Consider the following 23020-nt stretch of genomic DNA (forward strand, 5'->3'; position numbering starts at 1 on the left):
GTGGCGGGGCTCGGAGATCGTTGTGTTCATGAGGCTCTGACGACGACACCCCGCTAGTTCGAGAAGCCACGGCGCCGATTCGCGCCGCGATGCCGCCCATCCGCGCCGCCGTTCAGCGAAGAGAGCCTCTTTGTCTCAGCAACTCTCGGCCACCGTCACGGTGTTCGCCTCGCCCACGAGCTGGATCGAGTCCGATGCCGTCGCGCAGTGCCATCAGGTCGCCGCCCTCGACGGTATGACGCACGTTGCCGGCATGCCGGACCTGCACCCCGGCAAGGGCGCCCCCATCGGCGCCGCCATGACTTCGACCGTTCTGTACCCGTTCCTGGTGGGCTCCGACATCGGGTGCGGCATCGCCGTGTTCCCCGTCAAGCTCAAGCGCGCCGTGCCCGAGAAGCTCGCCGCCCGGTTCCCCGATCTCGATCGCGCGCTGGACCCCGAACGGGATGCCGGTGATCCCGCCTGGGATGTGGTGAAGAGCGACATTCCCGCCGGTCACGTCGAGGGTCTCGGAACGGTCGGCCGGGGCAACCACTTCGTCGAGCTGGCCCGGATCGGGACCGTTCTTGAGCCGGGCCACGCCGGCCGTCTCGGGCTCGACTCCGGGGACCTGGTTCTCATCGTGCACAGCGGCTCCCGAGGGCTGGGCGAACGGATCCTGCGGGCGCACACCGAGGTCCACGGCGCGGGCCCCGCCCCCGATCCCGGCGCTTATCTGGCGATGCATGACGACGCCGTACGCTGGGGATCGCTCAACCGGCGGCTGCTGGCCGCCCGGGTCGCCTGCGCCCTGGGGTTCGAGCCCGCCGAGCCGATCGTCGACCAGTGCCACAACCTGGTCGAGGTCCGCGACGGGAGCTACCTGCACCGCAAGGGTGCCGCGCCGGGGGACGGCCGCGACGTGCTCATCGCCGGCACGCGCGGCACCCCTTCCTACCTCGTGGCCGCCCATGCCGGGCCGGACGCCGGGCATTCCGTGGCGCACGGCGCTGGCCGCAAGATGTCGCGGGCGGACGCGCTGCGCCGGGGGCGGGCCAAGCACACGGTCGAGGAATTGCGCCGTACGCCGGTGGGGTCGCTGGTCGTGTGCGGCGACCGCCAGCTGTTGTTCGAGGAGGCGCCCACGGCGTACAAGCGCATCGAGCAGGTGATCGCCGATCTGGTCGAGCACGACCTGGCCACGCCAGTGGCCACCACGATCCCGCTGGTCACCTACAAGACGCCCGACCTCGGGTCGGCGCCCCAGAGGGACCGCCGCAGGCGGGGGCGGGCATGAGCGCCCACCCGGATCTGAGCGTTCACCTGCTTCTGTCGGCCGGGCGCGGCCCGCAGGAGTGTGCCTGGGCCCTGGCCGAGCTGCTGCGCCGCCTGGAGGCGGACGCCACCCGGCAGAAGCTGCGCACCGAACGGATCGAGACCGTTCCCGGTGACCGGCCCGGGACCTATCGCTCGGTCCTCGTCCGGATCGCGGGCGCGGGCCCCGAGGCGTTCGCCGCCTCGTGGAGCGGAACCCTGTGCTGGCAGGCGCCCAGCCCCTACCGGGCCAGTGCCGGGCGGAAGAACTGGTACGTCATCGCCCGGCCGTGCCAGGTGGACACTCCGCGCACCGCGTTCGCGGAAGCGGACGTCGATGTCGTCGCCTGCCGCACCGGTGGCCCCGGCGGCCAGCATCGCAACAAGGCCAGCACTGCCGTACGGGCGACGCACCGGCCCACGGGGATCGTGGTCGTGGTCGACACCGAGCGGCAGTTCAGCCTCAATCGCGGCATCGCCATGCGGTTGTTGCGCGAGCGCATCGAACACGGCGACGACGCGGCGGAACGCGCCGTCACCACCGCCCGCTGGCATGTCCACGACGAGCTCGTACGCGGCAACCCCACCCGCGTCGAACGCCCGGCTCGGTCGCCACAAGGTCGCGGGGGTTCGCGAAGCGGGTGAAACGGGCGGTGCTCCGCGCTGCGCCAGGCCCTTCCGCCGCCCGGTCGGATGCCCTGGCCGGGTCTCGGATCTGCCCTCGTGGTGCGGCCCACGACCTGAACGCGCTACGTCGGGCTATGGGAGAGAGGTTCCCTGTACGGCCTGGATGTCCAGCTCGACCTTCACCGTCGCCCCGACCAGGTTGACCCCGGCCCGCACCACCTGGTTGTACGTCATCGCGAAGTCCTCGCGCCGCAGCTCGGTCTCGGCGTGGAACGCCGCCCGCAGGCCGCCCCACGGGTCCGGGCCGGTGCCGAGGTAGGCCAGGTCGAGGTCCACGGGCCGCGACACCCCGGCGAGGGTCAGCGTTCCGTGGACCGTCCACCGGTCGGGGCCCGCGGGGCTGAGCCCGGTGCCGCGGTAGGAGATCATCGGGTACGAGGCCACGCTCAGGAAGTCGGCCGAGCGCAGGTGGTCGTCCCTGGTGGCGTTGCCCGTGTCGATCGAGGCGGCGGCGATGTCGGCGGCCACGGCCGAGTCCTCCGGGGTCGTGCCGATCTGGATCCGCCCGGCGAACTGCCGGAACCGCCCGCGTACGGTGCTGAGCCCGAGGTGCTGGGCGGTCGCGGCGATCGTGCAGTGGGCCGGGTCGAGCGTCCAGGGGCCGGGCGGCGGCAGGTCGTCGCCGCCCTGCCTGGCCAGCACCACGGTGCCCAGCTCGGCCACGCCGGAGGCGGTCACGATCGCCGTCAGCGCGACCGGCGCGTAGCCGATCGCGGTGGCGACGGCCGTGTACACGCCGGGCGGCAGCGGGCGGCTCGACACGATGCCGTCGGCATCGGCCTCCGCCCGCGCGACCTGCTGCCCGGACGTGTCCGTCACCGTGACGACCGCGTGCTGCACGGCCCATCCGTCCTTCGTGCGGACCGCGGCACGCAGGCCCCGCCGACCGGTCGCGAGGTCCTGCTGCCTGTGCTGGCTGGTGTCCATGGTGCGTGCTCCTGCTCTCCCCCTGCTCGTACGTCCGGAGCAGTGCTTCGTTCGAGATCCGGCCTGCTCGTACGTCCGGAGCAGGCCTTCGTCCGGGAATCTGGGACGGTCAGTCCTTGTGGGCCAGCCACAGATCGCGGTCGTCGTCGTCCCGGCCGTTGATGGTCACGGTGTCGGCGACGGGCGGGTAGCCGGTGGCGATGAGGGTGTACTGGCCGCCGGTCAGGTCGGCGAAGGCGTACGCGCCGTCGTCCGCCGTCGTCGTGGTGCCGACCACGTTCCCGGCCGCGTCCAGCAGCGTCACCCGGGCGTCGGCCAGCGGGGCTCCTTCGCGGACCCGTACGGTGCCCCGGATCCGGGTGCCCGGCCGCAGCTCGACGTCCTGCCGGGTCTGGCCGGTGCCGTGGGCCTCGACGAAGACGGCGGTCGGGCGGTAGGAGTCGGCGCTGACCGCGAGCGTGTAGGTGCCCGCGGTCATTCCGGAGAAGGAGTACGCGCCGTCCGTGTCGGTCGTGCTCGTGGACAGCACCTCACCGCGGACGTCGGTGAGCACGAGCACCGCGCCGGGCACCGGCTTGCCCTCCAGGTCGCGTACGGTGCCGGTGAGCTTGCTCGATCCGGCGAGGATCAGGTTGAAGTCGAGCGGCTGGTCACCCACGACGAGCGTGGCCACCTGCGGATCGCGGTGGGCGGCCGACGCGATCAGGACGTAGGTGCCGGTGCCCGGCGTCCAGATGCTGTAGCCGCCGTCGGCCAGGCTCACGGCCCGGCCGAGCTGGTGGCCGCGCATGTCGATCAGGGTCAGCGTCGCGTGGCCGACCGCCTGGCCGTCGTCGCCGCTGACGAAGCCGCGGATCTCGACCGCGCCCTCCGCCCGGGCCGCGTCCTGGACGGCGTACGCGAGCTGGGGCTCGTCCTCCGGGACGGCCTGAGCGGCCGCGGCGGCGGGGGCGTGGTGCGGGGCCGCGGCGGCGGCCGGGTTGCGGCGCGGCAGGAAGGCGGCGAGCAGGAAGGACAGCAGGGCGGCACCGGCCCCGATGGCCAGCACGACGCGGAAACCGTCCTCGGAGGGCAGGTCGGCGGGCCCGAACCGGGTGGTCATCTCGGCCAGGATGACCCCGGCCACCGCGCTGGACACGGAGGTGCCGATCGCGCGCATCAGGGTGTTGAGGCTGTTGGCGGCGGCCGTCTCGGAAACCGGGACCGCGCCCATGACGAGGGCGGGCATGGAGGCGTACGCGAAACCGATGCCGGCCCCGATGACGCAGGAGACCAGGACGAGCTGCCAGACCTCGGACATCAGCACGATGTTGAGGCCATAACCGGCGGCCACGATGATCGCGCCGAGCATCAGCGTCACCTTCGGCCCGTAGGCCGCGGACAGGCGGGCCGCGATCGGCGCCAGCAGCAGCATGACCACGCCGGACGGCGCCATGACCAGGCCCGCGGCCAGCACCGACTGGCCGAGCCCGTACCCCGTGGCCTCGGGCAGCTGGAGGAGCTGCGGCAGCACCAGCGACATGGCGAACATCGCGAAGCCGAGCATGATGGAGGCGAGGTTCGTGAACAGCACCTGCCGCCGCGCGGTGGTGCGCAGGTCCACCATCGGCTCCCGGGTACGCAGCTCCCACCAGCCCCACAGCAGCAGCGCCACGACCGCCACGGCGAACAGGCTGATGGTGAGGGCGTCGCCCCAGCCCCAGTCGGCGCCCTTGGAGATGGCGAGGAGCAGGCACACCAGCGCGCCGGACAACCCGATGGCGCCGACGAAGTCGAAGCGCCCGCCGCTGCGTACCGCTGATTCGGGCACGAGCGCCACCACCAGGATGAACGCGACGGCCCCAAGCGCCGCCGCGGTCCAGAACAGGACATGCCAGTCGAAGTTCTCGGCGATGAGGGCGGCGGCGGGCAGGCCCAGCGCGCCGCCCACGCCGAGCGAGGCGCTCATGGAGGCGATGGCGGAGCCGAGCCGTTCGGCGGGCAGCTCGTCGCGCATGATGCTGATGCCGAGAGGGATGACGCCCGAGGCCAGGCCCTGCAGCGCCCGGCCCACGATCATGGGGGTCAGCGAGTCGCTGAGGCCGCACAGGACGGAGCCGGCGATCAGCAGGAACAGGCTGACCAGCAGCATGCGCCGCTTGCCATACATGTCGCCCAGCCGCCCCATCACCGGCGTGGCGGCGGCACTGGCCAGCAGCGTGGCGGTGATCGCCCAGGTGGCGTCGGCCGCCTCGGCGTTCAGCAGCTTGGGCAGCTCGGGTACCAGCGGGATCACCAGAGTCTGCATCAGCGACACCGCGATCCCGCTGAAGGCGAGCACCACCACGAAGGTGCTCGCCTTCGGCGGGCTTGCCGCGTGCGCGGCGCGGGCGGAGTTGTCAGTCATGCGGGGAAAGCCTCCGTTTGGAGCGGGGGGAATCAACGTCGAAAGAGATTTAAATCAATCACTTGAGTTAAGATTAGCAGCGGAGATCTGATCACCAGCGGCGGGATGGAGGTTGGCGACGCTCACACTGCGGCGAGATCATGGTGAACGGACGTGAACGCAGGGCGACCCCAGCACAGCTCAGGTGAGCCCCAGCACAGCTCAGGTGAGATGGTGATGATGACCGGCAGGACCGCGCGCGCCGAGCGCGTCGAAGTGACCCGTGACCACATCCTGACGGCGGCGGAGCGGCTGTTCGCCGAGCACGGCGTGTTCTCCGTGTCCAACCGGCAGATCAGCGAGGCCGCCGGGCAGGGCAACACCGCAGCGGTCGGCTACCACTTCGGCACCAAGACCCACCTGGTCCGCGCGATCGTGCGCAAGCACAGCGAGTCGATCGAACGGCGACGCGCGCAGATGGTGACCGCCATCGACGGCTCCGACGACGTACGCGACTGGGTCTCCTGCATGGTGCGCCCGGTCACCGAGCACCTCGCGCAGCTCGGCTCCCCCACCTGGTACGCCCGCTTCCTCGCGCAGGTGGGCACCGACCCCGCGCTCTACAAGATCACGTCCGAGGACTACCGGGCCTCCCACGCGCTGCAACGGAACATCGAGGGCTTCAACCGCTGCCTGCCGGCGCTGTCCCCCACCGTGCGAGCCGAACGGGGCGAGATGATGCGCCAGCTCGTCCTGCACACCTGCGCCGTCCGCGAACGGGCCCTCGCGGACGGCGCTCCCACCCCCCGCAAGAGCTGGCACGACGCGGCGACCGGGCTGATCGATGCCCTCGTCGGCATGTGGCTGGCGCCCGTCACGCGCGACTGACCCTCGTCCCCGCCCCCATAGTGACGTGATTCACGGTCACGAAGGTCCTCATCGACGTCACATCCGCCGGGCCTGTCGCGTCATGTGAGTAGGCAAGGTTAGGGGGCCCAAGATGCGTTCGTTGCCGGTCATACGCCGCTCGTTCCAGTTCTCCCACTGGTCGTTCATGTTCGCGGAAATCGCCGTCTGGTCGTTCGTCGTCCTGCTGGTGACCGGGGCGATGCTCATGCTGGTCTACGACCCCAGCATGGCCCAGGTGACCTATGACGGCTCCTACGGCCCGCTGCGCGGGCTCCTCGTCAGCCAGGCGTTCGACTCGACCATGCACCTGAGCTTGGAGGTGCGCGGCGGCCTGCTCATCCGGCAGATGCACCACTGGTCGGCGCTCGTCTTCGTGGCGGCCGTCGCGCTGCAGCTGCTGCGCATGTTCCTCACCGGCGCGTTCCGCCGGCCGCGTGTCCGGCAGTGGCTGATCTGGGTGGGTCTGCTGGCGCTGGGCATGTTCGCGGGCGAGACCGGCAACGCCCTGCCCGACGACATGCTGTCGGGCGGGAGCCTGTGGCTGATGATGTCGGTCGTACAGTCCGTCCCGGTGGTGGGCACGTGGGTGATGTCGCTGCTGTTCGGCTCGGGCTTCCCCGGTGACACGGTCATTCCGGTCATGTACGGCGGGCACCTGCTGCTCGCCGCGCTCATGGGCGTGCTGCTGGTCGCCCGTGAGCTGCTGGTGCGGCGGCACGGCCACTCGCGGTTCGTCGCCTCGCTGCCGACGCGGCGCCGCGCCCGCCCGCTGATGGCGGCCGCGACGGTCGGCATGCTGATCATCCTCGGGTTCGGGTTCCAGATCGCCCCGATCTGGCTATACGGCCCGGCCAGCCCGACGCAGATCTCGGCGGGGTCGGTGCCCGACTGGTACATGGGGTTCCTCGACGGCGCCCTCCGGATCATGCCCGCGTGGGAGCTCAACCTCGGGGACTACACGCTCAGCCTCGCGGTCCTCGTTCCCACCGTGGTGGTGCCCGGGCTCTTCTTCACGGCGCTGGCCGCGTACCCGATGGCCGAGCGCTTCTTCCTGGCGCGTCGCGGCCGCCGCGACGCGCTGGGCCGGCCCGAGAGCGCGCGCCGCATCGCCCGCCAGGCACCCGCGCGGGACCTGCTCGACCGGGCGCGTGACACGCCCGTGAAGACGGCCATCGCCGCCGCCGGGATCACGTTCTACGGCCTGCTGTGGGCAGCCGCGGCCAACGACCAGCTCGCCCACCAGTTCCACCTCACCGTCAACGCCGTGACGATCTTCTTCCGGTACGCCGTGGTCATCGGGCCCGTCGTCGCCTTCGTCGTCACCCGGTGGATCTGCCTGGCGCTCCAGCAGTCGGATCGCGAGGTGGCCGAGCACGGCGTGGAGACCGGGATCATCACCCGGTCCCCGGACGGCGGATTCCACGAGCGGATGGCGCCGGTGCGGCCGGAGCGCGATCGTGACCGGGAGCTGAGCCGGTCAGCGTAGGTCCGGGTTACCGGGTGACGGTGCCGGGCTGGGCGGACAGCAGAGTCTGAGCCCAGCCGGCGGTGTCGACCGTGCTCTGCTCGGACACGTCCGCGGCCTGGCCGTCGTAAGGGTTGATGTCGAAGTAGCGAGACAGCGACCTGTCGGCCTTGCGACCGTAGTAGACACCCGCACCCGGCGACAGCAGGTGGTCCAAGTCCTGCCAGGAAGTGTCGCGCAGCTGGTAGCGCCGCCAGAGATCCGCCCCGCTGATCTTGTAGGAGATCAGCGCGCCGGCGGCGGTCGTCCCCAGGATCCACCCCAGGCCGGTCGTGGTGAGCGTCTTCAGGGTGAAGCCGGTCCCGATGAGCGTGTTGCCCGTGACGTCAGCCAGGGCCGGCTTCGCCACCGTGATGATGTACCGGCGCAGGGCACCCCCGGCGATCCCGAACAGGAACCTGCCGTCGTAGGCCAGCAGGTCGTGGGTGTAGCCACTGCCGAGATAGACCGGCCTCCCGAACTCGACGGGGCCCGTCACGTTGTGCACGTCGACCCGGTAGAGCTTGCCCGCCGTGCCGTTCTCGGTCACCAGCAGCGTGTTGGCGTTCAGCGTCGCCATCGCCTTCGGCGTGAAGCCCAGCGTCCCGTTCGAGAAGGCCGGACCCGCCGTCCGCTGCCCGGACGCCGCGTCGATCGCCGTGTACGTCAGCCGCCCGTTCGGCAGCACCCCGAACACCGAGGCACGCCCTTCGGCCCCTTGACGTACGGCCAGACGGTGTTGACGATGACCTGCGCGTCGGCGGCCTGCGCCTGGTAGCGGTCAGTGGAGTCCGAGACCTGGACGGCCTGGCAGACCTCGCCGATCGGCGCGGTGACCCAGGCGCGGTCGGGGTAGAGGCTGATCATCTTGTCGAGGAACGCGTTGGCCGCCCACGTCGCGTCGAGACGCTGCGTGCTGCTCCCCCAGGCGGCCCCCATCTGGAAGAGCCCCAGGCCGGCCCGATCGAGCTCCTCGCTGACGTTCTGGATCCCGCTGTCCACGATGGCCGTGGTGAGCGCGATCACGGCGCCCGCTCCGGATTCCCGCGCTGCGCCACAGCCTTGATCACCATGCGGGCGCAGGAGACGCGATAGGCGTCCATGGAACCGCGCATCGCGCCGCTGAGCGTGGCGTTGAGCTGCGCGGCCACAGCCTCGTCGGCCGCGGTCTGACCTGCGGGGTCGCAGGCGGCCGTCGCGTAGGCGGCGGCCGTCGCAGGATGCGTGCCGGTGGGCAGGCCGGTCGCGATGATCACGGCTGCGGTCGTGACGGCAGCACGAGACCGGAGGGATCTGAACACTCGGTTCCTTTCGCGAACTCGTCCCGCAGTTCCGAGACGGTGGAGCCCTGTAATAGAGCGACTTCCATGCTGAGAGAAACCTAGGCAGCGGCGGTATGTCGTTGACTGAGCGGCAACGCCACGCCGGCGCCGCGGCGCCGTGAGCTGGGGGCTCGGATCGGCGTGGGCGGGCGGAGCGACCAGAGCCTCAAGCCCGGAACGTACGGCGGTAGGCGTCCGGCGGGACGCCGATCGTGCGGTGGAAGTGGCGGCGCAGCGTCGTCGCCGTCCCCATCCCCGCCGCCGAAGCGATGAGGTCCACGCTGTCGTCCGTGCTCTCCAGCAGCTCCTGCGCGCGACGGATCCGCTGCGTCAGCAGCCACTGCAGCGGGGTGGTGCCGGTCACCGCGCGGAAGTGGCGGGCCAGGTGGCGGGAGCTCATGTTCGCCTGGCGGGCCAGGTCCTCCACGGTGAGCGGCTGGTCCAGTCGCTCCATCACCCAGGGCAGCAGGCCGGACAGGGGGTGGCCGTCCTGGGCGGGCACCGGGGTGGTGACGAACTGGGCCTGGCCGCCGGCCCGGTGGGGCGGCACGACGAGGCGGCGGGCGACCACGTTGGCGATCGCCGAGCCGTGGTCGCGGCGGACCAGGTGCAGGCACAGGTCCATCGCCGCGGCCTTGCCCGCGGAGGTGAGCACGCTGCCGTTGTCGACGTAGAGCACGTCCGGGTCCACCTCCACCCGGGGATAGCGCGCGGCCAGTGCCTCGGTGTGGGCCCAGTGCGTGGTCGCGCGCAGCCCGTCCAGCAGGCCGGCGGCGGCGAGCACGAACACGCCCGTGCACAGGGAGACCACCCGCGCGCCCGACTCGTGGGCCGCGCGCACCGCCTCGACCACGTCGGCCGGCGGGTCCATCTCGACGTCCGTGAGGGCGGGGACGATCACGGTGTCGGCGTCCGCCAGCCGGTCGAGCCCGCAGTCCGGCTCCACCATGAACCGGCCGGCCCGGACGGCGTGCGTGCCGCACACCTTGACGTCGTACCAGGGGCCTGGCACGGCTTCCGGGGCTGAGCCGAAGACCTCGTACGCCAGGGCCAGCTCGAAGTGCAGCATCCCGTCGGTGGCGGCGACCGCGACGGAGCGCGGGAAAGAGCTCATGTCGGGAATTGTACGGGTCGTGTCGTTCCGGACACTGGGCATCGATGGGCCGACGGGACAGGATTCAAGCACTGAAATCAGTTCGAGCACGTGGGAGCGGGCATGGGATCGGGTCGGAATGTGGCGGTGTTCGGCGCGTACGGGCACACCGGGCGGTTCGTGGTGGCGGAGTTGCTTGAGCGCGGGTACGTACCGGTGCTCCTCGGCCGGGACCAGGACAAGTTGCGCACGCTGGTGGAGGCCCACCCGGGGCTGGAGGCGCGGCAGGCGTCGGTCGATGATCCGGGCTCGCTCGACCGCGCGCTGAGCGGATCGGCCGCCGTGATCAACTGCGCCGGGCCCTTCGCCACGACCGCCGCCCCGCTGGTCGAGGCGGCGTTGCGGGCCGGCATCCCGTACGTCGACGTGGCGGCCGAGATCGAGGCGAACGCCGACACGTTCGAGCACTTCGCGGAGCGCGCCCGTGCCGCGGGCACCCTGGTCGTCCCGGCGATGGCCTTCTACGGCGGGCTCGGCGACCTGCTGGTCACCACCGCGATGGGCGACTGGACGGCGGCGGACGAGGTGCACGTCGCCTACGGCCTGAGCAGCTGGCACCCTACCGCCGGGACGCGGGCGGCGGGCGCGGTCTCGGGGCAGCGGCGGGGTGGCCGCCGGGTCCGCTTCACCGATGGCCGGCTGGAGTACCACGACGACGCTCTGCCGACCCTGGAGTGGCCCTTCCCGGCCCCGCTCGGCCCCCAGAGCGTCATCGGCGAGTTCACCATGGCCGACGTCGTCACCGTTCCCAGCCATCTGGCCGTCCCGGAGGTGCGCACGTACATGAGCGCCAACGCGGCCGCGGACCTGTTCGCTCCTGACGCGCAGGCGCCGGCCGCCGTCGATGAGCGCGGCCGTTCCGCGCAGACCTTCGTCGTCGACGTCCTCGTCCGCTCCGGCGGCGCGGAGCGGCGCGTGTCCGCCGCCGGTCAGGACATCTACGCCATCAGCGCGCCGCTCGCGGTGGAGGCCGTCGAGCGCATCCTCACCGGCCGGACCAGGACCACCGGCGTCGCCTCCGCGGGCGCGGTCTTCGACGCCCCGGACTTCCTCCGCGCCCTGTCCCCGCAGCTCTCTCTGACCGTCCCGGCCGGCAGCTGACCGGCCGATGGCGGCCGATGGTCAGCGGGCCGGGGTCCGGGGGCGGTTCCACCAGAGGGAGAGTGACAGCGCCACGATGATGAGGACGGCGCCCCCGGCGGCGAAGATGGCGGCCGTGTCGATCTTCTGGCGGACGACGGTGAAGCTGCCGGGCAGGGCATTGAGTGCGCTCTGGAGCTCGTCGGCGTTCTCGGCGCGGTGGTAGGAGCCGCCGGTGGTCTGGGCGATCTGCTTGAGTGCGGGCTCGTCGATGGTACGGGGGTTGCGGCCCCGGTCGAACCCACCGCGGCCCCCGAACCCGCCGCCCCACCCGCCGAAGCCGCGGCCGTCGAACTGGGAGTTGTCGCAGACCATCGGGGCCGGGTTCGTGGTGCCGAAGCCGATCGGGAAGACGCGGACGCGGCGCAGGGCCGCCTCCTGCGCGGCGATCTGCGGATCGACTCCCTGGGTGTTGGCGCCGTCGGTGAGCACGACGATCGCGGCGCCGGCGTAGCCCTCGCCGCCCTCCGGGGGATTCGCGCCCGTGGGGGCGACCGACGGATCCACCTCGGCGATCGCGTCGATCGAGGCGAGCATCGCCTGCCCGATCGCGGTGCCGCGGGACACGGTGAGGTTCTCCAGCGCTTTGGTCAGCGAGTCGGTGTCGTCGGTGGGCGGGACGAGCAGGCCCGCGGTGCCCGCGAACGTGACCAGGCCGATGCGCGGCCCGCCGCGCTGCGACTCGATGAACTCCGTGGCGGCCTTCTTCGCGGCGGTCAGGCGGTTGGGGTCGACGTCCGTGGAGCACATGGAGCCGGAGGTGTCGAGCGCGAGCAGGATCGTCGCCGACGTCTGCGGCACCGGTACCGACGCCTGCGGGCGCGCGGCCCCGACCGCGAGCAACGCCAGTCCGGCGATGAACAGGGCCGCGGGGATCTTCCGCGTCCAGCGCGTACGGCCGGGCAGCGCGCTGCGTACGAGCGCGATCGAGGTGACGCGGACGGCGGCCCGCCGGCGGCGGCGCAGCGCCCACCAGCGGATGGCGAAGATCAGCGGGATGATCAGGACTGTCAGCAGCGCCCACGGCCATGACAACGACATTCAGATCACCCGTCCAGACCGGAGCACGGTGAGCGCCGCTCCCCCAGCGAGCAGCGCGAGAGCGAGCCCGATCAGCCCGCCGGCGAGGGGCAGCGGCTCGTCGGAGACGGTGAGCCGCAGGTCGATCGTGTCGGCGATCCCGTCGAGCCGCGCGGTGTCGGAGGCGGGGTGGTAGCCGCCGCCGGTGGTCTGCGCGATCAAGGTGAGGGTGTCCTCTTCGAGCGAGGTCTGCAGGTGGTAGCCGTCGACCTTCACTGTCGCCCCGGCCGTGGTGCCGACCCCGACGGTGTGGATGTGGACGTTCGCCTGCTGGGCCAAGGTGGCGGCGCGTTCGACGTCCGGGCCCTGGTTCTGGCCGTCGGAGAAGATCACGATCGTCGCCGACGGCCAGTAGCCGATGTCGGGCGTGGTGCCGTCGCGGCCGAAGGCCACCGGCTTGCCGATGATCGCCGACAGGGAGGCCGTGATGGCCGTCTCCAGCGAGGTGCCGCCGGTGATCTTCAGCCGGTCGATGGCCTTGAGCGCGACGGAGTGGTCGGCGTCGGGCCGTGCGGTGGTGAGCGCGCCCCGTTCGAACGCGACGACTCCGATGTCCACGCTGTCGGGCTGCGCCGCCACGAACGCGCGGGCCGCCCGCTGCGCGGCCGCCAGCCGGGTGGGCGCGACGTCGTCCGCCCCCATGCTGTTGGAGACGTCGATCGCGAGGATGACGGTGCCCGCGGTCCGCGGGACCGGGACCATGGCCGCCGGCCCGGCGGTGGCGATCGCGAGCACCCCGACGCCGGCGATCGTCAGGCCGACTCCGAAGTACGCCCCGCGTCCCCCCGGCACGGCGACGCCGGCCGCGGTGAGCGCGGCGGCCCGGCGGCGGGCCGAGACGACGGCCGCCCAGGCGAGCGCCGCCGTGACGAGCAGTCCGGCGACCAGCAGGAGCGGCGAGTTCAGCGTCATGAGGCCTCCTCCATCGGCCTCGGCGACCTCGGTCATGGCGACCGGTCCCGGGTTCGGGCGACGACCTCGACGAGCGCCTCGGCCAGATCGCGGTCGGTGTCGATGCGGTGTACGGGCACCCCGGCCCGGCGCATGCCCGCCGTGACCCGGGCCTCGCGTTCGTCGACGGCGGCGCGGAAGCGTACCCGTAACAGCGGGTCGGCGGAGTCGACGACGAGCTGCTCGCCGGTCTCGGCGTCCTCGACCACGATCAGCCCGGCTTCGGGCAGCACGTCGTCGGCGGTGTCCACGATGCGCAGGGCGACCACCTCGTGCCGCCGGGCCAGGCGCTGGAGCGAGCGTTCCCAGTCGCCGTCGCCGATGAAGTCCGACAGCACGACGACGAGCGCGCGGCGGCGCGCGAGCCGTCCGGCCGCGTCGAGCATCTCCGCCAGGTCGGTGGTGGCGCCGCCGCGCGCCTCGGCGGTGCGTTCCAGCTCCGCGCCGATCCGCAGCGCGTGCCGCCTGGAGGTGCCGGGCGGCACGACGCGCAGCATCCCGCTGTCGAACAGCAGGGCGCCGACCCGGTTGCCGCCCCGCCCGAACAGCCGGGCGAGGGTGAGCGCGAGCTCGGCGAGCACGTCGTGCTTGCCGCGCCCCGGCCGGCCGGCCGCCATCGACGCCGAGCGGTCGAGCACGAGCCACACCGTCAGCTCGCGGTCCTCGGTGAACACGCGCAGGTGCGGCTCGTCCAGGCGCGCGGTCACATTCCAGTCGATGTGCCGGGCGTCGTCGCCGTCGCTGTAGGGGCGCAACCCGGTGAAGTCGATCCCGGAGCCGCGGTGCACGGTGCGGTGGGCGCCCTGGAGCCGGCCGTCCAGCCTGCGGACGACCTTCCACTCCAGGCGGAGCAGGAGCCTCTCGGGGGCGGTGGTCATGCCGGCTCAGCGGTTCTGCAGGACGACGTCGGGCGCCCGGACGGCCCCGAGCACCCTGCTGATGATCGTGTCGGGGTCGATGTCGTCCGCGAGGGCCTCGTACGAGAGCACGAGGCGGTGGCGCAGCACGTCGAGCGCGAGCTCGGACAGGTCGTGCGGCAGGACGTAGTCGCGTCCGCGCAGGAACGCCAGCGCCCGGGCGCCCGTGACGAGCGCGATGGACGCCCGCGGGCTGGCCCCGTAGGTGACATATCGTTCCAGCTCGCCGAGCCCGGCCGTCGCGGGAGAACGGGTCACGGTGACCAGCCGGACCGCGTAGTCGACGATCGCCGGATCGACGTACACCTCCCGAGCGCGGGCCCGCATCGCGATCAGGCCCTCGGCCGTCACCATCGGCTGCGGCGACTCCGGCGGACGCAGCGCCCTGGCGACGATCGCCTGCTCCTCGGCCTGCGACGGATAGTCGACGACCACCTTCATCATGAAACGGTCGACCTGCGCCTCGGGCAGCGGGTAGGTGCCCTCCGACTCGATCGGGTTCTCCGTCGCCATGACCAGGAACGGCTCGGGCACCCGGAACGTCTCGCGTCCGATGGTCACCTGATGCTCCTGCATCACCTCCAGCAGGGCGCTCTGCACCTTGGCGGGGGCGCGGTTGATCTCGTCGGCCAGCAGCAGGTTCGCGAACACCGGGCCGAGCTCGGTCTTGAACTCCCCGGAGTGCTGGTGGTAGACCCGCGTGCCCACGAGGTCGGCCGGAACCAGGTCGGGGGTGAACTGGACGCGCTGGAAACTCCCGGCGATCGCGGCGGCCAGCGACCGCACCGCGAGCGTCTTGGCCAGGCCCGGCACGCCCTCGACGAGCAGGTGGCCGTCGGCGATCAGCGCGACGGCCATGCGCTCCAGCAGGATGTCCTGACCGACGATCGTGCGTTTGACCTCGAACAGCACCTGTTCGAGCGGATGAGCCGACTCGGGGGACTTGGTCGGGGTCATGTGGACTTCCTTCTCGTCGGTCAAATCAGGGGTCCATCGCCCGGCGGGCCGTCGCCTTCGGCACCGCCCAGGGCCACGCCGATCGGCACCGCGAACGCGATGCCGGCGAACGCCTCGTCGCCTCCCGGGTCGGCGATCGAGACGACGATGCCGATGACCAGGCCGCGAGCGTCCAGGAGCGGACCGCCGGAGCTGCCCGGGTTCACGGAGGCGTCGAACTGGATGAGCCCGCCCAGGTCGCCGTCCTTGGAGGTCCGGTCGGCGGTCCGGTTCAGGCCCGACACGACGCCGGTGGAGACGCTGTAGGTCAGTCCCAGCGGGTTGCCGATCGCCACGACGGGCGCGCCCACGGCCACGCCGCCGCCGAGCGTCGCCGGGACGAGGATCTCCGGCAGCTTCGCGGGCTTGAGCGTCGCGACGTCGCGTTTCGGGTTCGACGACGAGACCACGGCCTTCGCCTTGGTGCCGTCGGCGAACGTGAGGTTCACGTTCTTCGTGCCTTTGATGACGTGGTGCGCGGTCAGGATCGTGCCGTCCTCGGCCGCGATCACCCCGGTCCCGAACGACTTCCCGGCCTGGATGACCACCACCGACGGCCCGACCCTCTTGAAGACGTCGGGCACGGTGAGCGTCGCGCTGGGCGTCGGTGTCGGGCTCGGTCTGGGCGCGGCCGCTCCGCCGCTCCCGCCGCTGCTCCCCAGCCAGTACGCCAGCGCCGCCACGACGACGAGCGCGCCACCACCGGCGACGAAGCGCCGAGCCTTGCTCCCGGCCACGGCTCCCTGAGCTTCCTGAGCCTCGGCCGCACCGGCGTCCTGCGGCACGCGCTCCATTGCCCCATAGTCATAAATCCCAGTCGAAAGTGCTACAAACTTCGCCTGAGAACTTCATGAGAACCGGTCGCCGCAGCCGTCAGCCTCTCGGGCCGAAGGCCGTCATGAGGACGTGCACGGCGATGAGCACGACGATCCAGACCATGGCGCGCCTGGTCGGCGGGGGGCCGCCGCGCAGCAGCGAGATGCCCAGGGGGATGAAGGCGAGGCATAGGCCGCCGACGGCGATGAAGGACTGCGGTTCGGTGCCTTTGAGCGTCCCGAGCGCGAGCGCCGACATCAGGCCGAGCGCGATCGAGCGGCCCAGCCCCAGGGCGCCGGAGCGGTAGGCGCCGACGGCCAGCACGACCCAGCCGAAGAAGGCCGGTCCGGAAATGGCCCTGAACGGATGCCAGACCGTGTCCCGCCATGCCGTGTAGTAGCCGTCGATGCCGTTGAGCATCGTCTGCAGGCCGAGGCTGTCGGTCAGGTGGAAGGCCAGGTGATCGGTGCCGAACTGGAAGGTTCGGGTGAACAGGCCGACGATCACCAGGCAGCCGCCCCACAGTCCCCACAGCGGGCTGGTGACGGCGATCCGCTGCGCCAGCGTCATGACCGCCGGCCACAGCAGGATGAAACCGGCGGCGAAGCAGACGTAGGCGGCGGTGATGAGGGTGGGGTGCTGGGTGTAGGCGACGAGTTGATAAGGGACGAAGTAGTAGAACGGGGAGCGGAGGATGGTCCCGGTCATGATCAGGGCTGGGCCGCCGATCAGGGAGACGGCGCTCACCCATCGTCCGGGGAACGGGGGTTGCCGGCCCAGGTTGGCCGCGGTGTTGGCGGCTTGCCGGTCGGCGGCGGCTTGTCGCCATCGCGTGATTCGCCCGCCGAGATCAATACGCATGAGTTCCCGCCCGTCTGTTCGGTGTCGGCTTGTAGGTGCTGGCTTGTCGGTGCCGACCTGTCGGTTAGTGCTGGGCTTGCCGGCGCCGTCGCGGCACGGCACCGCACGGCATGGCGCGGCGCGGCACGGTGTGCCGGACGCGGCATGGTGTGCCGGACGCACCAGCATGGTGCTGGGCGCATCAGCATGGTGCTGGACGGGACGAGGGCGGCGCGTCTGGCTCGGGTCGCATCTTGGCGGCAGACCCCGACCAGGCCGTACGACCTCAGTCGAACGCGGATGTCTAACCGTGGTCTGATGCCGGTGATCAAGCGAGGCGATAACTTCTTGCCATGAAGTGGGCTCGGCGGCTCGACGGCAAGGGCGTTGCCGACGCGGCAGTGGCGATCATCGTGGCGCTGCTCATCGGCTACGCCATCGTCGATCCGCCGGGGCCGTCGTCGCCATGGCCCGCCTGGTCGGCCTGGCCGGTGGCGGCCGTGGTGAGCTTCCCGGTCGCCGTCCGGCGGTGCCGGCCGCGGGTCATGCTCGCTCTCGCGTGCGCCGCAGCCGTGCTGGCGACCGTGGCCGGTGCCGTCGCGGCGGGCATGATCTGGCTGACTTTCGTGCCGACCGTGCTGGTGCTGTACACGGCGGCCGCCACCGCCTCGGCCGCGTGGTCGGCGGCGGGCCTGGCGGCCTGCGCGGCCGCCGCGGTGTCGGCGATCCTGATCTTCTACGACAAGGTGCTCCCCGGCCTCACCCCCGCGGCCACCCCCAGCGAGCTACCGCCGCACTGGCCGGTGGAGATCGGTGCGATCTGCCTGCTCCTGGCCACCGGATGGGCCGTCGGGACGGCCGTCCGCTGGAAGCGGGACACGACCGCCCGCCTCGTCCGCCACCTCTCCGAGGCCGCGGTGGCCGACGAGCGCCGGCGCATCGCCCGCGAGCTGCACGACGTGATCGGCCACAGCATGAGCCTGATCGCGGTCAAGGCCACCGTGGCCAACCATGTCGCCGACGCCCGCCCGCAGGAGGTACGCGCCGCGCTCACCGTCATCGAGCAGACCAGCCGCAGCACGCTCACCGAGATCCACCGAGTGCTCGGCCTCCTGCGGTCCGACGGCGATCTGCAGGAGGCCAATGTGCCCGTTCCCGGCATGGCCGACCTGCCCGAGCTGGCTTCCGACGCCCGCTCGGCGGGGATCGAGGTGGACCTGACCGTCCGCGAGGAGGCTGCGCCGCCTCCCGCGGTCGCGGTGTCGGTCTACCGGATCGTGCAACAGGCCCTGACCAACGTCATCACCCACGCGGGGCCCACCCGCTGCTCGGTCACCGTGGACATCGACGGGCGGGCAGCCGTGATCGAGGTCGTAGACGACGGTCCTCGCCACGGCCGGCCGCCGCGAGCGGACCGCAACGGACACGGCCTGATCGGCATGCGCGAACGGGCCAAGCTGTACGGCGGTACGTTCAGCGCGGGATCCCGGCCCGAAGGAGGCTTTCGCGTGGCGGCCCGGCTGCCCTACGACCCGAACGGCGCAATGCCATGACCCCCGACACCACCCCGCACGATCCGTCTCCGCACGATCGGTCTCCGCACAATCCACCCCCGCACGATCAACCTCGGCACGATCCGCCTCCGCCCATCCGGGTCCTGCTCGCCGAGGACCAGGTCCTGGTACGCGACAGCCTCAAGGTCCTCATCGACAGCGCACCGGGGCTGACCACCGTGGGCGAGGCGGGCACCGGCACCGAAGCCGTGCTCCTGACCGGCCGGCAGCGACCGGACGTCGTCCTCATGGACGTGCGGATGCCGGAAATGGACGGCATCGAGGCAAGCAGACGCATCTGCGCCGACCCCGCCAATGCCGGCACCCGCGTACTGATCCTCACCACGTTCGATCAGGACGAATACGTCTACGCGTCGCTCAGGGCCGGCGCGAGCGGCTTCCTGCTCAAGAGCGCCACGGCGACCGAGCTCCTGGCCGCCATCCACGTCGTCGCCTCCGGCGAAGCGCTGCTCGCACCCACCGTCACCCGCCGGCTCATCGCCGACTTCCTGCGCAGCCCGCACCCCACTCCGGTCGTGCGAGACCTCGGCACCATCACCCAGCGCGAGCGCGAGGTGCTCACCCACATCGGCCAGGGAAAGTCCAACTCCGAGATCGCCGAGCACCTCCATCTCACCGTGGGCACGGTCAAGACGCACATCAGCCGTCTCCTGGCCAAACTGCACGCCCGCGACCGAGCTCAGCTCGTTATCGCGGCCTACGAAGGCGGGCTGATCACCATCCCGGACGGCCGCCGGTGACCAACCGGCCCCCTCTTCAATGCAAATACGATGCGGAAAGGTCCGGACCCAGGCATCCATGCAGATGCCGCCGGGAGCGGACCTCCAGCCTGCGTAACACGTTCCGCAGCCACCGTGCGCGGGCTGAGGAACAGTCGCGTGGCGATCTCATTGGAGGTGGCTCCGGTGGCGGCCAGTCGCGCGACGTTCCTCGTGGGGGTGAGCTGGTTGCCGGGCGGGCGACTGCGGCGCAGCCATGCGCCGTACAGGAGTGGGCTATGACGAGGTAGGGCACGAGCGCGCTGGACGAAAGGTGCTCGACGGCCTCCTGGTAATCGTCCTCCCGGCCAAGCACCAAAGCTCGTGAACTGGCCGCGATTCCAAGACCGGTGGGCGTACCGCTCGCGCCCGTGTGTTGGGGACAGAGCGTGCCCACGCCGTCTTATGAAGGCTCGCACGGTGACGACTCATGAGCTCCCGCCCCAGCTCCGACGTCCGCCTATGTGGCGGATCGGATCAGCCGGGTGTTGATGGCGGTGAACGCGCTGGCCAATGGGTTAACCAGGGTGGCGAGCAGCGATGACACGCATCAGCTGACGGAGACGTGGCGCACGCGTGGGCTTTGGAGGGCCCTGCTCGCGGATCGTTCTCATCGTTGATCTCGTGCCTACCGGCGAACCCTCGTCGTGAAACCGAGTGGCGGTGCGGCCTCGGTCAGAGGGCGGTTCCGCCTCGGGCCCGTCTGTGCAATTCGCGCCACGCCGGGCTGGAGGCGATCGTCTCCGTCGCCTCCGCCAGCGAGCAGCCCACCAGGTCGATGATCGCGCGGATGCAGTCGACCGGCGTGAACCCATTCGTTTTCATGGACTCGATCAGCACGTCGACATCGACGCCCGCGTCCAATTCCCTTTTCGCGTTCGCGAGGAATTCGGCATGCTGTTCCTTGGAGAGCATTCTCTTCGCCTAGCTGTCTGCGCCCGGCACCTTGAAGTGGAGATCCGGCCGGTGTCCGATCGGGCCGGTGACGCGTATTCCGCTGATACGCAGGGCCTAGAACCCCTGAGCGCCCAGAGCCGGGAGAAGGACCCTGCGCACTTCACGGAGCAAAATGGCCGTGCCTCCCGACCCGCGCAATCCGCGTGACATTTCATCGTCGTGCCGAAAATCGCGATGTCCGACAAGGCCTCCTGCCCGTCTTCAATGCTCACCATCGCCAAGATCTCGAGCTTGCCCTGAGGTGTATCGATGGTGTGGTCCAGCATCTTGCCATGGGCGAGGTTGTCGATGCCGCAGAGATCGTCGTTGTGAACGAGTACGTCGGCGCTTCCCAGGGCCACGTGGTAGGTGGAGGCACCGGCGACATCGAGGTTGTAGACATGCTGGTCGATGCCTGAGCTCCTGACGATGGCGCTCACCTGCACGTCCGTGCCGGCGCTTGTACGCAGCCACGAGCCCGCCCGCAAATCCCCGCCTCGACCCATGCCCGCTGGTCCGGCGCTCAGAAGGGATGTTCGCTGGCGGCGACGACCACACCGACGTCGTCGCCGCGATCGCCGTCCGTGTCGACCGTGATCTGGACGAGATTTTGGCAGGGCAGGTCCCATACGCGGCCCCACCCCGTCGTCGGCGGCCAGGGTCAGGCCGTCCCCCGCCGACACGTCAGGCGGTTGCCGCCTGGATCAGCGCGGTCGCCGCCGTCTCGATGTCCGCGGGCGTGCTCCAGCGCCCCAGCGACAGCCGTACCGCGCTCAGTGCGCGGTCGGCGGTCAGCCCCATGGCGGTCAGCACTGGGGAGGGGGTGTGGCGGCCGCTGTGGCAGGCCGATCCGGTGGAGGCCGCGATCTGCGGGGTAGCCGCGAGCAGCTCGTGGCCGAGTATGCCGTCGATGCTGACGTTCAGCGTGTTCGGCAGCCGCCGCTCGCCGGGTCCGTTGAGGTGCACCCGGCCGGGCAGGCCCTCGGCGAGCCTTTGCCAGAGGTCGTCTCGCAGGGCGGTCAGGCGGGCCGGCTCGCCGCCGACGAGGTCGCGGGCGAGGTCGGGGGCCAGGTCGCGGGCCAGGTCGCGGGCCAGGTCGCCGACGAGGTCGCGGCCCAGGTCGCGGGCGGCGAGGTCGGCGGCGGTGCCGAGGGCCACGGCCAGGGCGGCGTTCTCCGTGCCTGCGCGCAGGCCCCCTTCCTGGCCGCCGCCGTAGACGACCGGCTCCAGGGCGACGCCGTCTCGTACGTATAGTGCGGCCGCGCCCTTGGGTGCGTACATCTTGTGCCCGACCACGGTGAGCAGATCCACGCCCAGCGCCTCGACGTCGACGCCGATCTTCCCGGCGGCCTGGGCGGCGTCACAGTGCAGCAGCGCGCCATGCTCGTGGGCGAGGGCGGCAAGGTCGGCGATCGGCTGCAGGGCGCCGGTCTCGTTGTTGGCGGCCATGACCGACACCAGCACCGTGTCCTCGTCCAGGGCGGCGGCCAGCGCGGCCGGGTCCACCAGCCCGTCGCCGCCGACGGGCAGCACCGTCACGTGGGCATCGTGCAGGCGTTCGAGCGCTTGGCAGGTCTGGAGCACGGCCGGGTGCTCGGTGGCCTGGGTGATCACGTGCGGGCGGGGGCGGCCCGAGGCGATGACCGCGCCGCGCAGGGCGAGCAGGTCGGCCTCCGAGCCGGAGGCGGTGAACACGACCTCGCGTGGGCGGGCGCCGATCAGGGCGGCGACCTGACCTCGGGCCCGCTCCAGTGCGGCGCGGGGCCGCTCGCCGTAGAGGTGGCTGCTGGAGGGGTTGCCGAAGTGGTCCGTCAGGTGCGGCAGCATCGCCTCGGTCACCCGCGGGTCGACGGGGGTGGTGGCGTTGTAGTCCAGGAAGATCGGACCGCCGGCCAGCCCCGGGTGCGAGGCCGGACCGGTCATGCCCGCGCTCCCGCCTCGACGGGCAGGTCGAGCAGTCCGTCCATGACGGGAATGCTATGCCAGAGATGTCGGGCCGGGCCTGGGAGACGCCGGCACCCGATCTGCTCGTGCCCGCCACCGGAGCCGGCGGTCGCGCGTGCCCGCGTCCTCGGTCGTGAACGTCACCGCGTGGGCGTTGCCGGCGGTGTCGAGCGAGTACGCGACACGAGACCTGGCGCTCGACCTTGGAACCCGGGCGCAGACCTCGGCGGGCGTCTCGATCGTCCGGCGGGAGGCCGAGGCGGTGGTGGCGGTGCGCATCACGTTGAGAGGCAGTCTGCGACGCCGGATCGCCCGTGTCGTTGGCGCAGCGCGCAACGGGCCCAGCGCGCGACGGGCGCAGCACGCGACGGGCGCAGCACGCGACGGGCGCAGGCCGTCCGGCGACCGACTCGGCCGCGGCCCTCGCCGGAAGACGAGAGCCGCGATGGCCAAAGTGAGGTGCGGGGAACCGGCCGTTCTAGGAGTGCGGGTGTCGCGTCAGTGCCTCCACCCATGCGGCCGGCCATGGGGCGCTGCGGGCGGCGGCATCCCCGTCGTGCCCGCTGCCGACGTGCACGGTGACATACCGTCCGGACGCGGCCCGCACCCGCGGGCGCTGGGGCAGCTCCTCCCCCCACACCTCGAAGGCGAACGACATCGACGTGGTCCCGATCCGCTCGATCCGGACGACCGTCGTCACCTCCTGCCCGAACCGGAGTGGCGCGGCGAAGTCGACCTCGTAACGGACCCGGGGCGCGCGGGGGAAGTAGTCGAGCAGCCCGTGCGCCCGCATGAGCTCGGCCTCCGCGGCCTCGACATAGCGGATGACCGCGGAGTTGTGGTAGATGCCGGCCGCGTCGGTGTCGATCCACTCCACCCGCGTGCGGTGGACCCCGCACGGAGTGTGC

24 protein-coding genes and 1 pseudogene are annotated in these 23020 nt (G+C 71.6%); 8 read left to right on the forward strand and 17 right to left on the reverse strand.

Annotation, left to right across the window (positions count from 1 at the left end; translation table 11 throughout):
• Positions 1 to 130: 130 nt before the first annotated feature.
• Together ETD85_RS13405 and prfH are read left to right on the forward strand one after the other, a co-directional pair.
• The gene (locus tag ETD85_RS13405; RefSeq protein WP_138690005.1) at positions 131 to 1276 is read left to right on the forward strand and encodes an RNA ligase RtcB family protein; all 1146 of its coding nucleotides are present in this window, start codon (positions 131 to 133) and stop codon (positions 1274 to 1276) included.
• Positions 1273 to 1938 carry a peptide chain release factor H gene (gene prfH / locus ETD85_RS13410; RefSeq protein ID WP_240779131.1) on the forward strand — a complete coding sequence of 222 codons (666 nt, stop codon included), beginning with the start codon at positions 1273 to 1275 and terminating at the stop codon, positions 1936 to 1938. The genes ETD85_RS13405 and prfH overlap by 4 nt, the downstream gene beginning before the upstream one ends.
• Before the next feature lie 114 nt (positions 1939 to 2052).
• On the opposite strand, the gene ETD85_RS13415 is transcribed toward prfH, so the two are convergent.
• The 3 genes and pseudogenes from ETD85_RS13415 to ETD85_RS65715 form a co-directional block, all read right to left on the reverse strand.
• The gene (locus ETD85_RS13415) at positions 2053 to 2907 is read right to left on the reverse strand and encodes a YceI family protein (RefSeq protein WP_138690006.1); all 855 of its coding nucleotides are present in this window, start codon (positions 2905 to 2907) and stop codon (positions 2053 to 2055) included.
• Between the two features lie 109 nt (positions 2908 to 3016).
• On the reverse strand, positions 3017 to 3697 hold the full coding sequence (locus ETD85_RS65710) for an MSCRAMM family protein (protein ID WP_240779132.1): 681 nt from the start codon (positions 3695 to 3697) through the stop codon (positions 3017 to 3019).
• Positions 3698 to 3826: 129 nt separating this feature from the next.
• A pseudogene (locus ETD85_RS65715) lies at positions 3827 to 5293 on the reverse strand (MFS transporter); the annotation flags it as partial.
• 219 nt (positions 5294 to 5512) lie between these two features.
• Here ETD85_RS65715 and ETD85_RS13425 point away from each other — a divergent pair.
• Entirely contained in the window at positions 5513 to 6160 is a 648-nt protein-coding gene (locus tag ETD85_RS13425; RefSeq protein WP_138690029.1) for a TetR/AcrR family transcriptional regulator, read from the forward strand.
• Positions 6161 to 6272: 112 nt separating this feature from the next.
• Positions 6273 to 7667: a cytochrome b gene (locus ETD85_RS13430; protein WP_138690008.1), complete on the forward strand. Its 1395-nt coding sequence runs from the start codon at positions 6273 to 6275 to the stop codon at positions 7665 to 7667.
• 7 nt (positions 7668 to 7674) lie between these two features.
• Here ETD85_RS13430 and ETD85_RS64625 read toward each other — a convergent pair whose 3' ends face one another.
• The 4 genes from ETD85_RS64625 to ETD85_RS13440 all read right to left on the reverse strand — a co-directional run bounded on the left by ETD85_RS64625 (position 7675) and on the right by ETD85_RS13440 (position 10121).
• The gene (locus ETD85_RS64625; RefSeq protein WP_206058284.1) at positions 7675 to 8382 is read right to left on the reverse strand and encodes a hypothetical protein; all 708 of its coding nucleotides are present in this window, start codon (positions 8380 to 8382) and stop codon (positions 7675 to 7677) included.
• Entirely contained in the window at positions 8352 to 8711 is a 360-nt protein-coding gene (locus tag ETD85_RS64630) for a hypothetical protein (protein WP_206058285.1), read from the reverse strand. Before ETD85_RS64630 ends, ETD85_RS64625 begins: the two co-directional genes overlap by 31 nt.
• The gene (locus ETD85_RS64635) at positions 8708 to 8941 is read right to left on the reverse strand and encodes a hypothetical protein (protein WP_206058286.1); all 234 of its coding nucleotides are present in this window, start codon (positions 8939 to 8941) and stop codon (positions 8708 to 8710) included. Before ETD85_RS64635 ends, ETD85_RS64630 begins: the two co-directional genes overlap by 4 nt.
• 232 nt (positions 8942 to 9173) lie before the next feature.
• Entirely contained in the window at positions 9174 to 10121 is a 948-nt protein-coding gene (locus tag ETD85_RS13440) for a helix-turn-helix domain-containing protein (protein ID WP_138690009.1), read from the reverse strand.
• A 102-nt stretch (positions 10122 to 10223) separates the two neighbouring features.
• On the opposite strand from ETD85_RS13440, the gene ETD85_RS13445 reads away from it, so the two are divergent.
• Complete coding sequence (locus tag ETD85_RS13445; protein ID WP_138690010.1) at positions 10224 to 11261, forward strand: saccharopine dehydrogenase family protein; 1038 nt, start codon at positions 10224 to 10226, stop codon at positions 11259 to 11261.
• 21 nt (positions 11262 to 11282) lie between these two features.
• Here ETD85_RS13445 and ETD85_RS13450 read toward each other — a convergent pair whose 3' ends face one another.
• The 6 genes from ETD85_RS13450 to ETD85_RS13475 all read right to left on the reverse strand — a co-directional run bounded on the left by ETD85_RS13450 (position 11283) and on the right by ETD85_RS13475 (position 16921).
• A complete protein-coding gene (locus ETD85_RS13450) occupies positions 11283 to 12341 on the reverse strand; it encodes a VWA domain-containing protein (protein ID WP_138690011.1) in 1059 nt (352 codons plus the stop codon).
• Positions 12342 to 13292, reverse strand: coding sequence for a VWA domain-containing protein (locus ETD85_RS13455; RefSeq protein ID WP_138690012.1), 951 nt, complete (start codon positions 13290 to 13292; stop codon positions 12342 to 12344).
• Positions 13293 to 13324: 32 nt separating this feature from the next.
• A complete protein-coding gene (locus ETD85_RS13460) occupies positions 13325 to 14209 on the reverse strand; it encodes a DUF58 domain-containing protein (protein ID WP_138690013.1) in 885 nt (294 codons plus the stop codon).
• A gap of 6 nt (positions 14210 to 14215) precedes the next feature.
• Complete coding sequence (locus ETD85_RS13465; RefSeq protein WP_138690014.1) at positions 14216 to 15205, reverse strand: AAA family ATPase; 990 nt, start codon at positions 15203 to 15205, stop codon at positions 14216 to 14218.
• A gap of 20 nt (positions 15206 to 15225) precedes the next feature.
• Positions 15226 to 16038, reverse strand: coding sequence for a S1C family serine protease (locus ETD85_RS13470; RefSeq protein ID WP_138690015.1), 813 nt, complete (start codon positions 16036 to 16038; stop codon positions 15226 to 15228).
• Positions 16039 to 16117: 79 nt separating this feature from the next.
• Positions 16118 to 16921: a hypothetical protein gene (locus ETD85_RS13475; RefSeq protein ID WP_138690016.1), complete on the reverse strand. Its 804-nt coding sequence runs from the start codon at positions 16919 to 16921 to the stop codon at positions 16118 to 16120.
• Between the two features lie 332 nt (positions 16922 to 17253).
• On the opposite strand from ETD85_RS13475, the gene ETD85_RS13480 reads away from it, so the two are divergent.
• Positions 17254 to 18453 carry a sensor histidine kinase gene (locus ETD85_RS13480; RefSeq protein WP_138690017.1) on the forward strand — a complete coding sequence of 400 codons (1200 nt, stop codon included), beginning with the start codon at positions 17254 to 17256 and terminating at the stop codon, positions 18451 to 18453.
• Positions 18450 to 19214: a response regulator gene (locus ETD85_RS13485; RefSeq protein WP_138690018.1), complete on the forward strand. Its 765-nt coding sequence runs from the start codon at positions 18450 to 18452 to the stop codon at positions 19212 to 19214. Before ETD85_RS13480 ends, ETD85_RS13485 begins: the two co-directional genes overlap by 4 nt.
• Here the strand turns inward: ETD85_RS13485 and ETD85_RS67485 are convergent.
• Together ETD85_RS67485 and ETD85_RS13495 are read right to left on the reverse strand one after the other, a co-directional pair.
• Positions 19172 to 19651 carry a LuxR C-terminal-related transcriptional regulator gene (locus ETD85_RS67485; protein ID WP_138690019.1) on the reverse strand — a complete coding sequence of 160 codons (480 nt, stop codon included), beginning with the start codon at positions 19649 to 19651 and terminating at the stop codon, positions 19172 to 19174. The genes ETD85_RS13485 and ETD85_RS67485 overlap by 43 nt on opposite strands.
• Positions 19652 to 19907: 256 nt before the next feature.
• On the reverse strand, positions 19908 to 20147 hold the full coding sequence (locus ETD85_RS13495) for a hypothetical protein (RefSeq protein WP_138690020.1): 240 nt from the start codon (positions 20145 to 20147) through the stop codon (positions 19908 to 19910).
• 314 nt (positions 20148 to 20461) lie between these two features.
• Between ETD85_RS13495 and ETD85_RS66815 the strand changes: the two genes are divergently transcribed.
• The gene (locus tag ETD85_RS66815) at positions 20462 to 20587 is read left to right on the forward strand and encodes a hypothetical protein (protein ID WP_276617223.1); all 126 of its coding nucleotides are present in this window, start codon (positions 20462 to 20464) and stop codon (positions 20585 to 20587) included.
• 265 nt (positions 20588 to 20852) lie between these two features.
• Here ETD85_RS66815 and ETD85_RS13500 read toward each other — a convergent pair whose 3' ends face one another.
• Positions 20853 to 22091 carry a cysteine desulfurase family protein gene (locus ETD85_RS13500; RefSeq protein ID WP_138690021.1) on the reverse strand — a complete coding sequence of 413 codons (1239 nt, stop codon included), beginning with the start codon at positions 22089 to 22091 and terminating at the stop codon, positions 20853 to 20855.
• A 499-nt stretch (positions 22092 to 22590) separates the two neighbouring features.
• Positions 22591 to 22989 (reverse strand): acyl-CoA thioesterase, encoded by a 399-nt coding sequence (locus ETD85_RS13505; protein WP_206058287.1) that lies wholly within the window; start codon positions 22987 to 22989, stop codon positions 22591 to 22593.
• Positions 22990 to 23020: the final 31 nt, after the last annotated feature.

Origin of the sequence: Nonomuraea zeae, assembly GCF_005889725.1 — a bacterium.
GTDB lineage: Bacteria > Actinomycetota > Actinomycetes > Streptosporangiales > Streptosporangiaceae > Nonomuraea > Nonomuraea zeae.

Coding starts and splice junctions, on each gene's coding strand:
- prfH (WP_240779131.1), top strand. CDS start 1,273: ATGAGCGCCCACCCGGATCTGAGCGTTCACCTGCTTCTGTCGGCCGGG.
- ETD85_RS13415 (WP_138690006.1), bottom strand. CDS start 2,907: ATGGACACCAGCCAGCACAGGCAGCAGGACCTCGCGACCGGTCGGCGG.
- ETD85_RS65710 (WP_240779132.1), bottom strand. CDS start 3,697: ATGCGCGGCCACCAGCTCGGCCGGGCCGTGAGCCTGGCCGACGGCGGC.
- ETD85_RS13425 (WP_138690029.1), top strand. CDS start 5,513: ATGACCGGCAGGACCGCGCGCGCCGAGCGCGTCGAAGTGACCCGTGAC.
- ETD85_RS13430 (WP_138690008.1), top strand. CDS start 6,273: ATGCGTTCGTTGCCGGTCATACGCCGCTCGTTCCAGTTCTCCCACTGG.
- ETD85_RS13440 (WP_138690009.1), bottom strand. CDS start 10,121: ATGAGCTCTTTCCCGCGCTCCGTCGCGGTCGCCGCCACCGACGGGATG.
- ETD85_RS13445 (WP_138690010.1), top strand. CDS start 10,224: ATGGGATCGGGTCGGAATGTGGCGGTGTTCGGCGCGTACGGGCACACC.
- ETD85_RS13450 (WP_138690011.1), bottom strand. CDS start 12,341: ATGTCGTTGTCATGGCCGTGGGCGCTGCTGACAGTCCTGATCATCCCG.
- ETD85_RS13455 (WP_138690012.1), bottom strand. CDS start 13,292: ATGACGCTGAACTCGCCGCTCCTGCTGGTCGCCGGACTGCTCGTCACG.
- ETD85_RS13460 (WP_138690013.1), bottom strand. CDS start 14,209: ATGACCACCGCCCCCGAGAGGCTCCTGCTCCGCCTGGAGTGGAAGGTC.
- ETD85_RS13465 (WP_138690014.1), bottom strand. CDS start 15,205: ATGACCCCGACCAAGTCCCCCGAGTCGGCTCATCCGCTCGAACAGGTG.
- ETD85_RS13470 (WP_138690015.1), bottom strand. CDS start 16,038: ATGGAGCGCGTGCCGCAGGACGCCGGTGCGGCCGAGGCTCAGGAAGCT.
- ETD85_RS13475 (WP_138690016.1), bottom strand. CDS start 16,921: ATGCGTATTGATCTCGGCGGGCGAATCACGCGATGGCGACAAGCCGCC.
- ETD85_RS13480 (WP_138690017.1), top strand. CDS start 17,254: ATGAAGTGGGCTCGGCGGCTCGACGGCAAGGGCGTTGCCGACGCGGCA.
- ETD85_RS13485 (WP_138690018.1), top strand. CDS start 18,450: ATGACCCCCGACACCACCCCGCACGATCCGTCTCCGCACGATCGGTCT.
- ETD85_RS13495 (WP_138690020.1), bottom strand. CDS start 20,147: ATGCTCTCCAAGGAACAGCATGCCGAATTCCTCGCGAACGCGAAAAGG.
- ETD85_RS66815 (WP_276617223.1), top strand. CDS start 20,462: ATGGGCGAGGTTGTCGATGCCGCAGAGATCGTCGTTGTGAACGAGTAC.
- ETD85_RS13500 (WP_138690021.1), bottom strand. CDS start 22,091: ATGACCGGTCCGGCCTCGCACCCGGGGCTGGCCGGCGGTCCGATCTTC.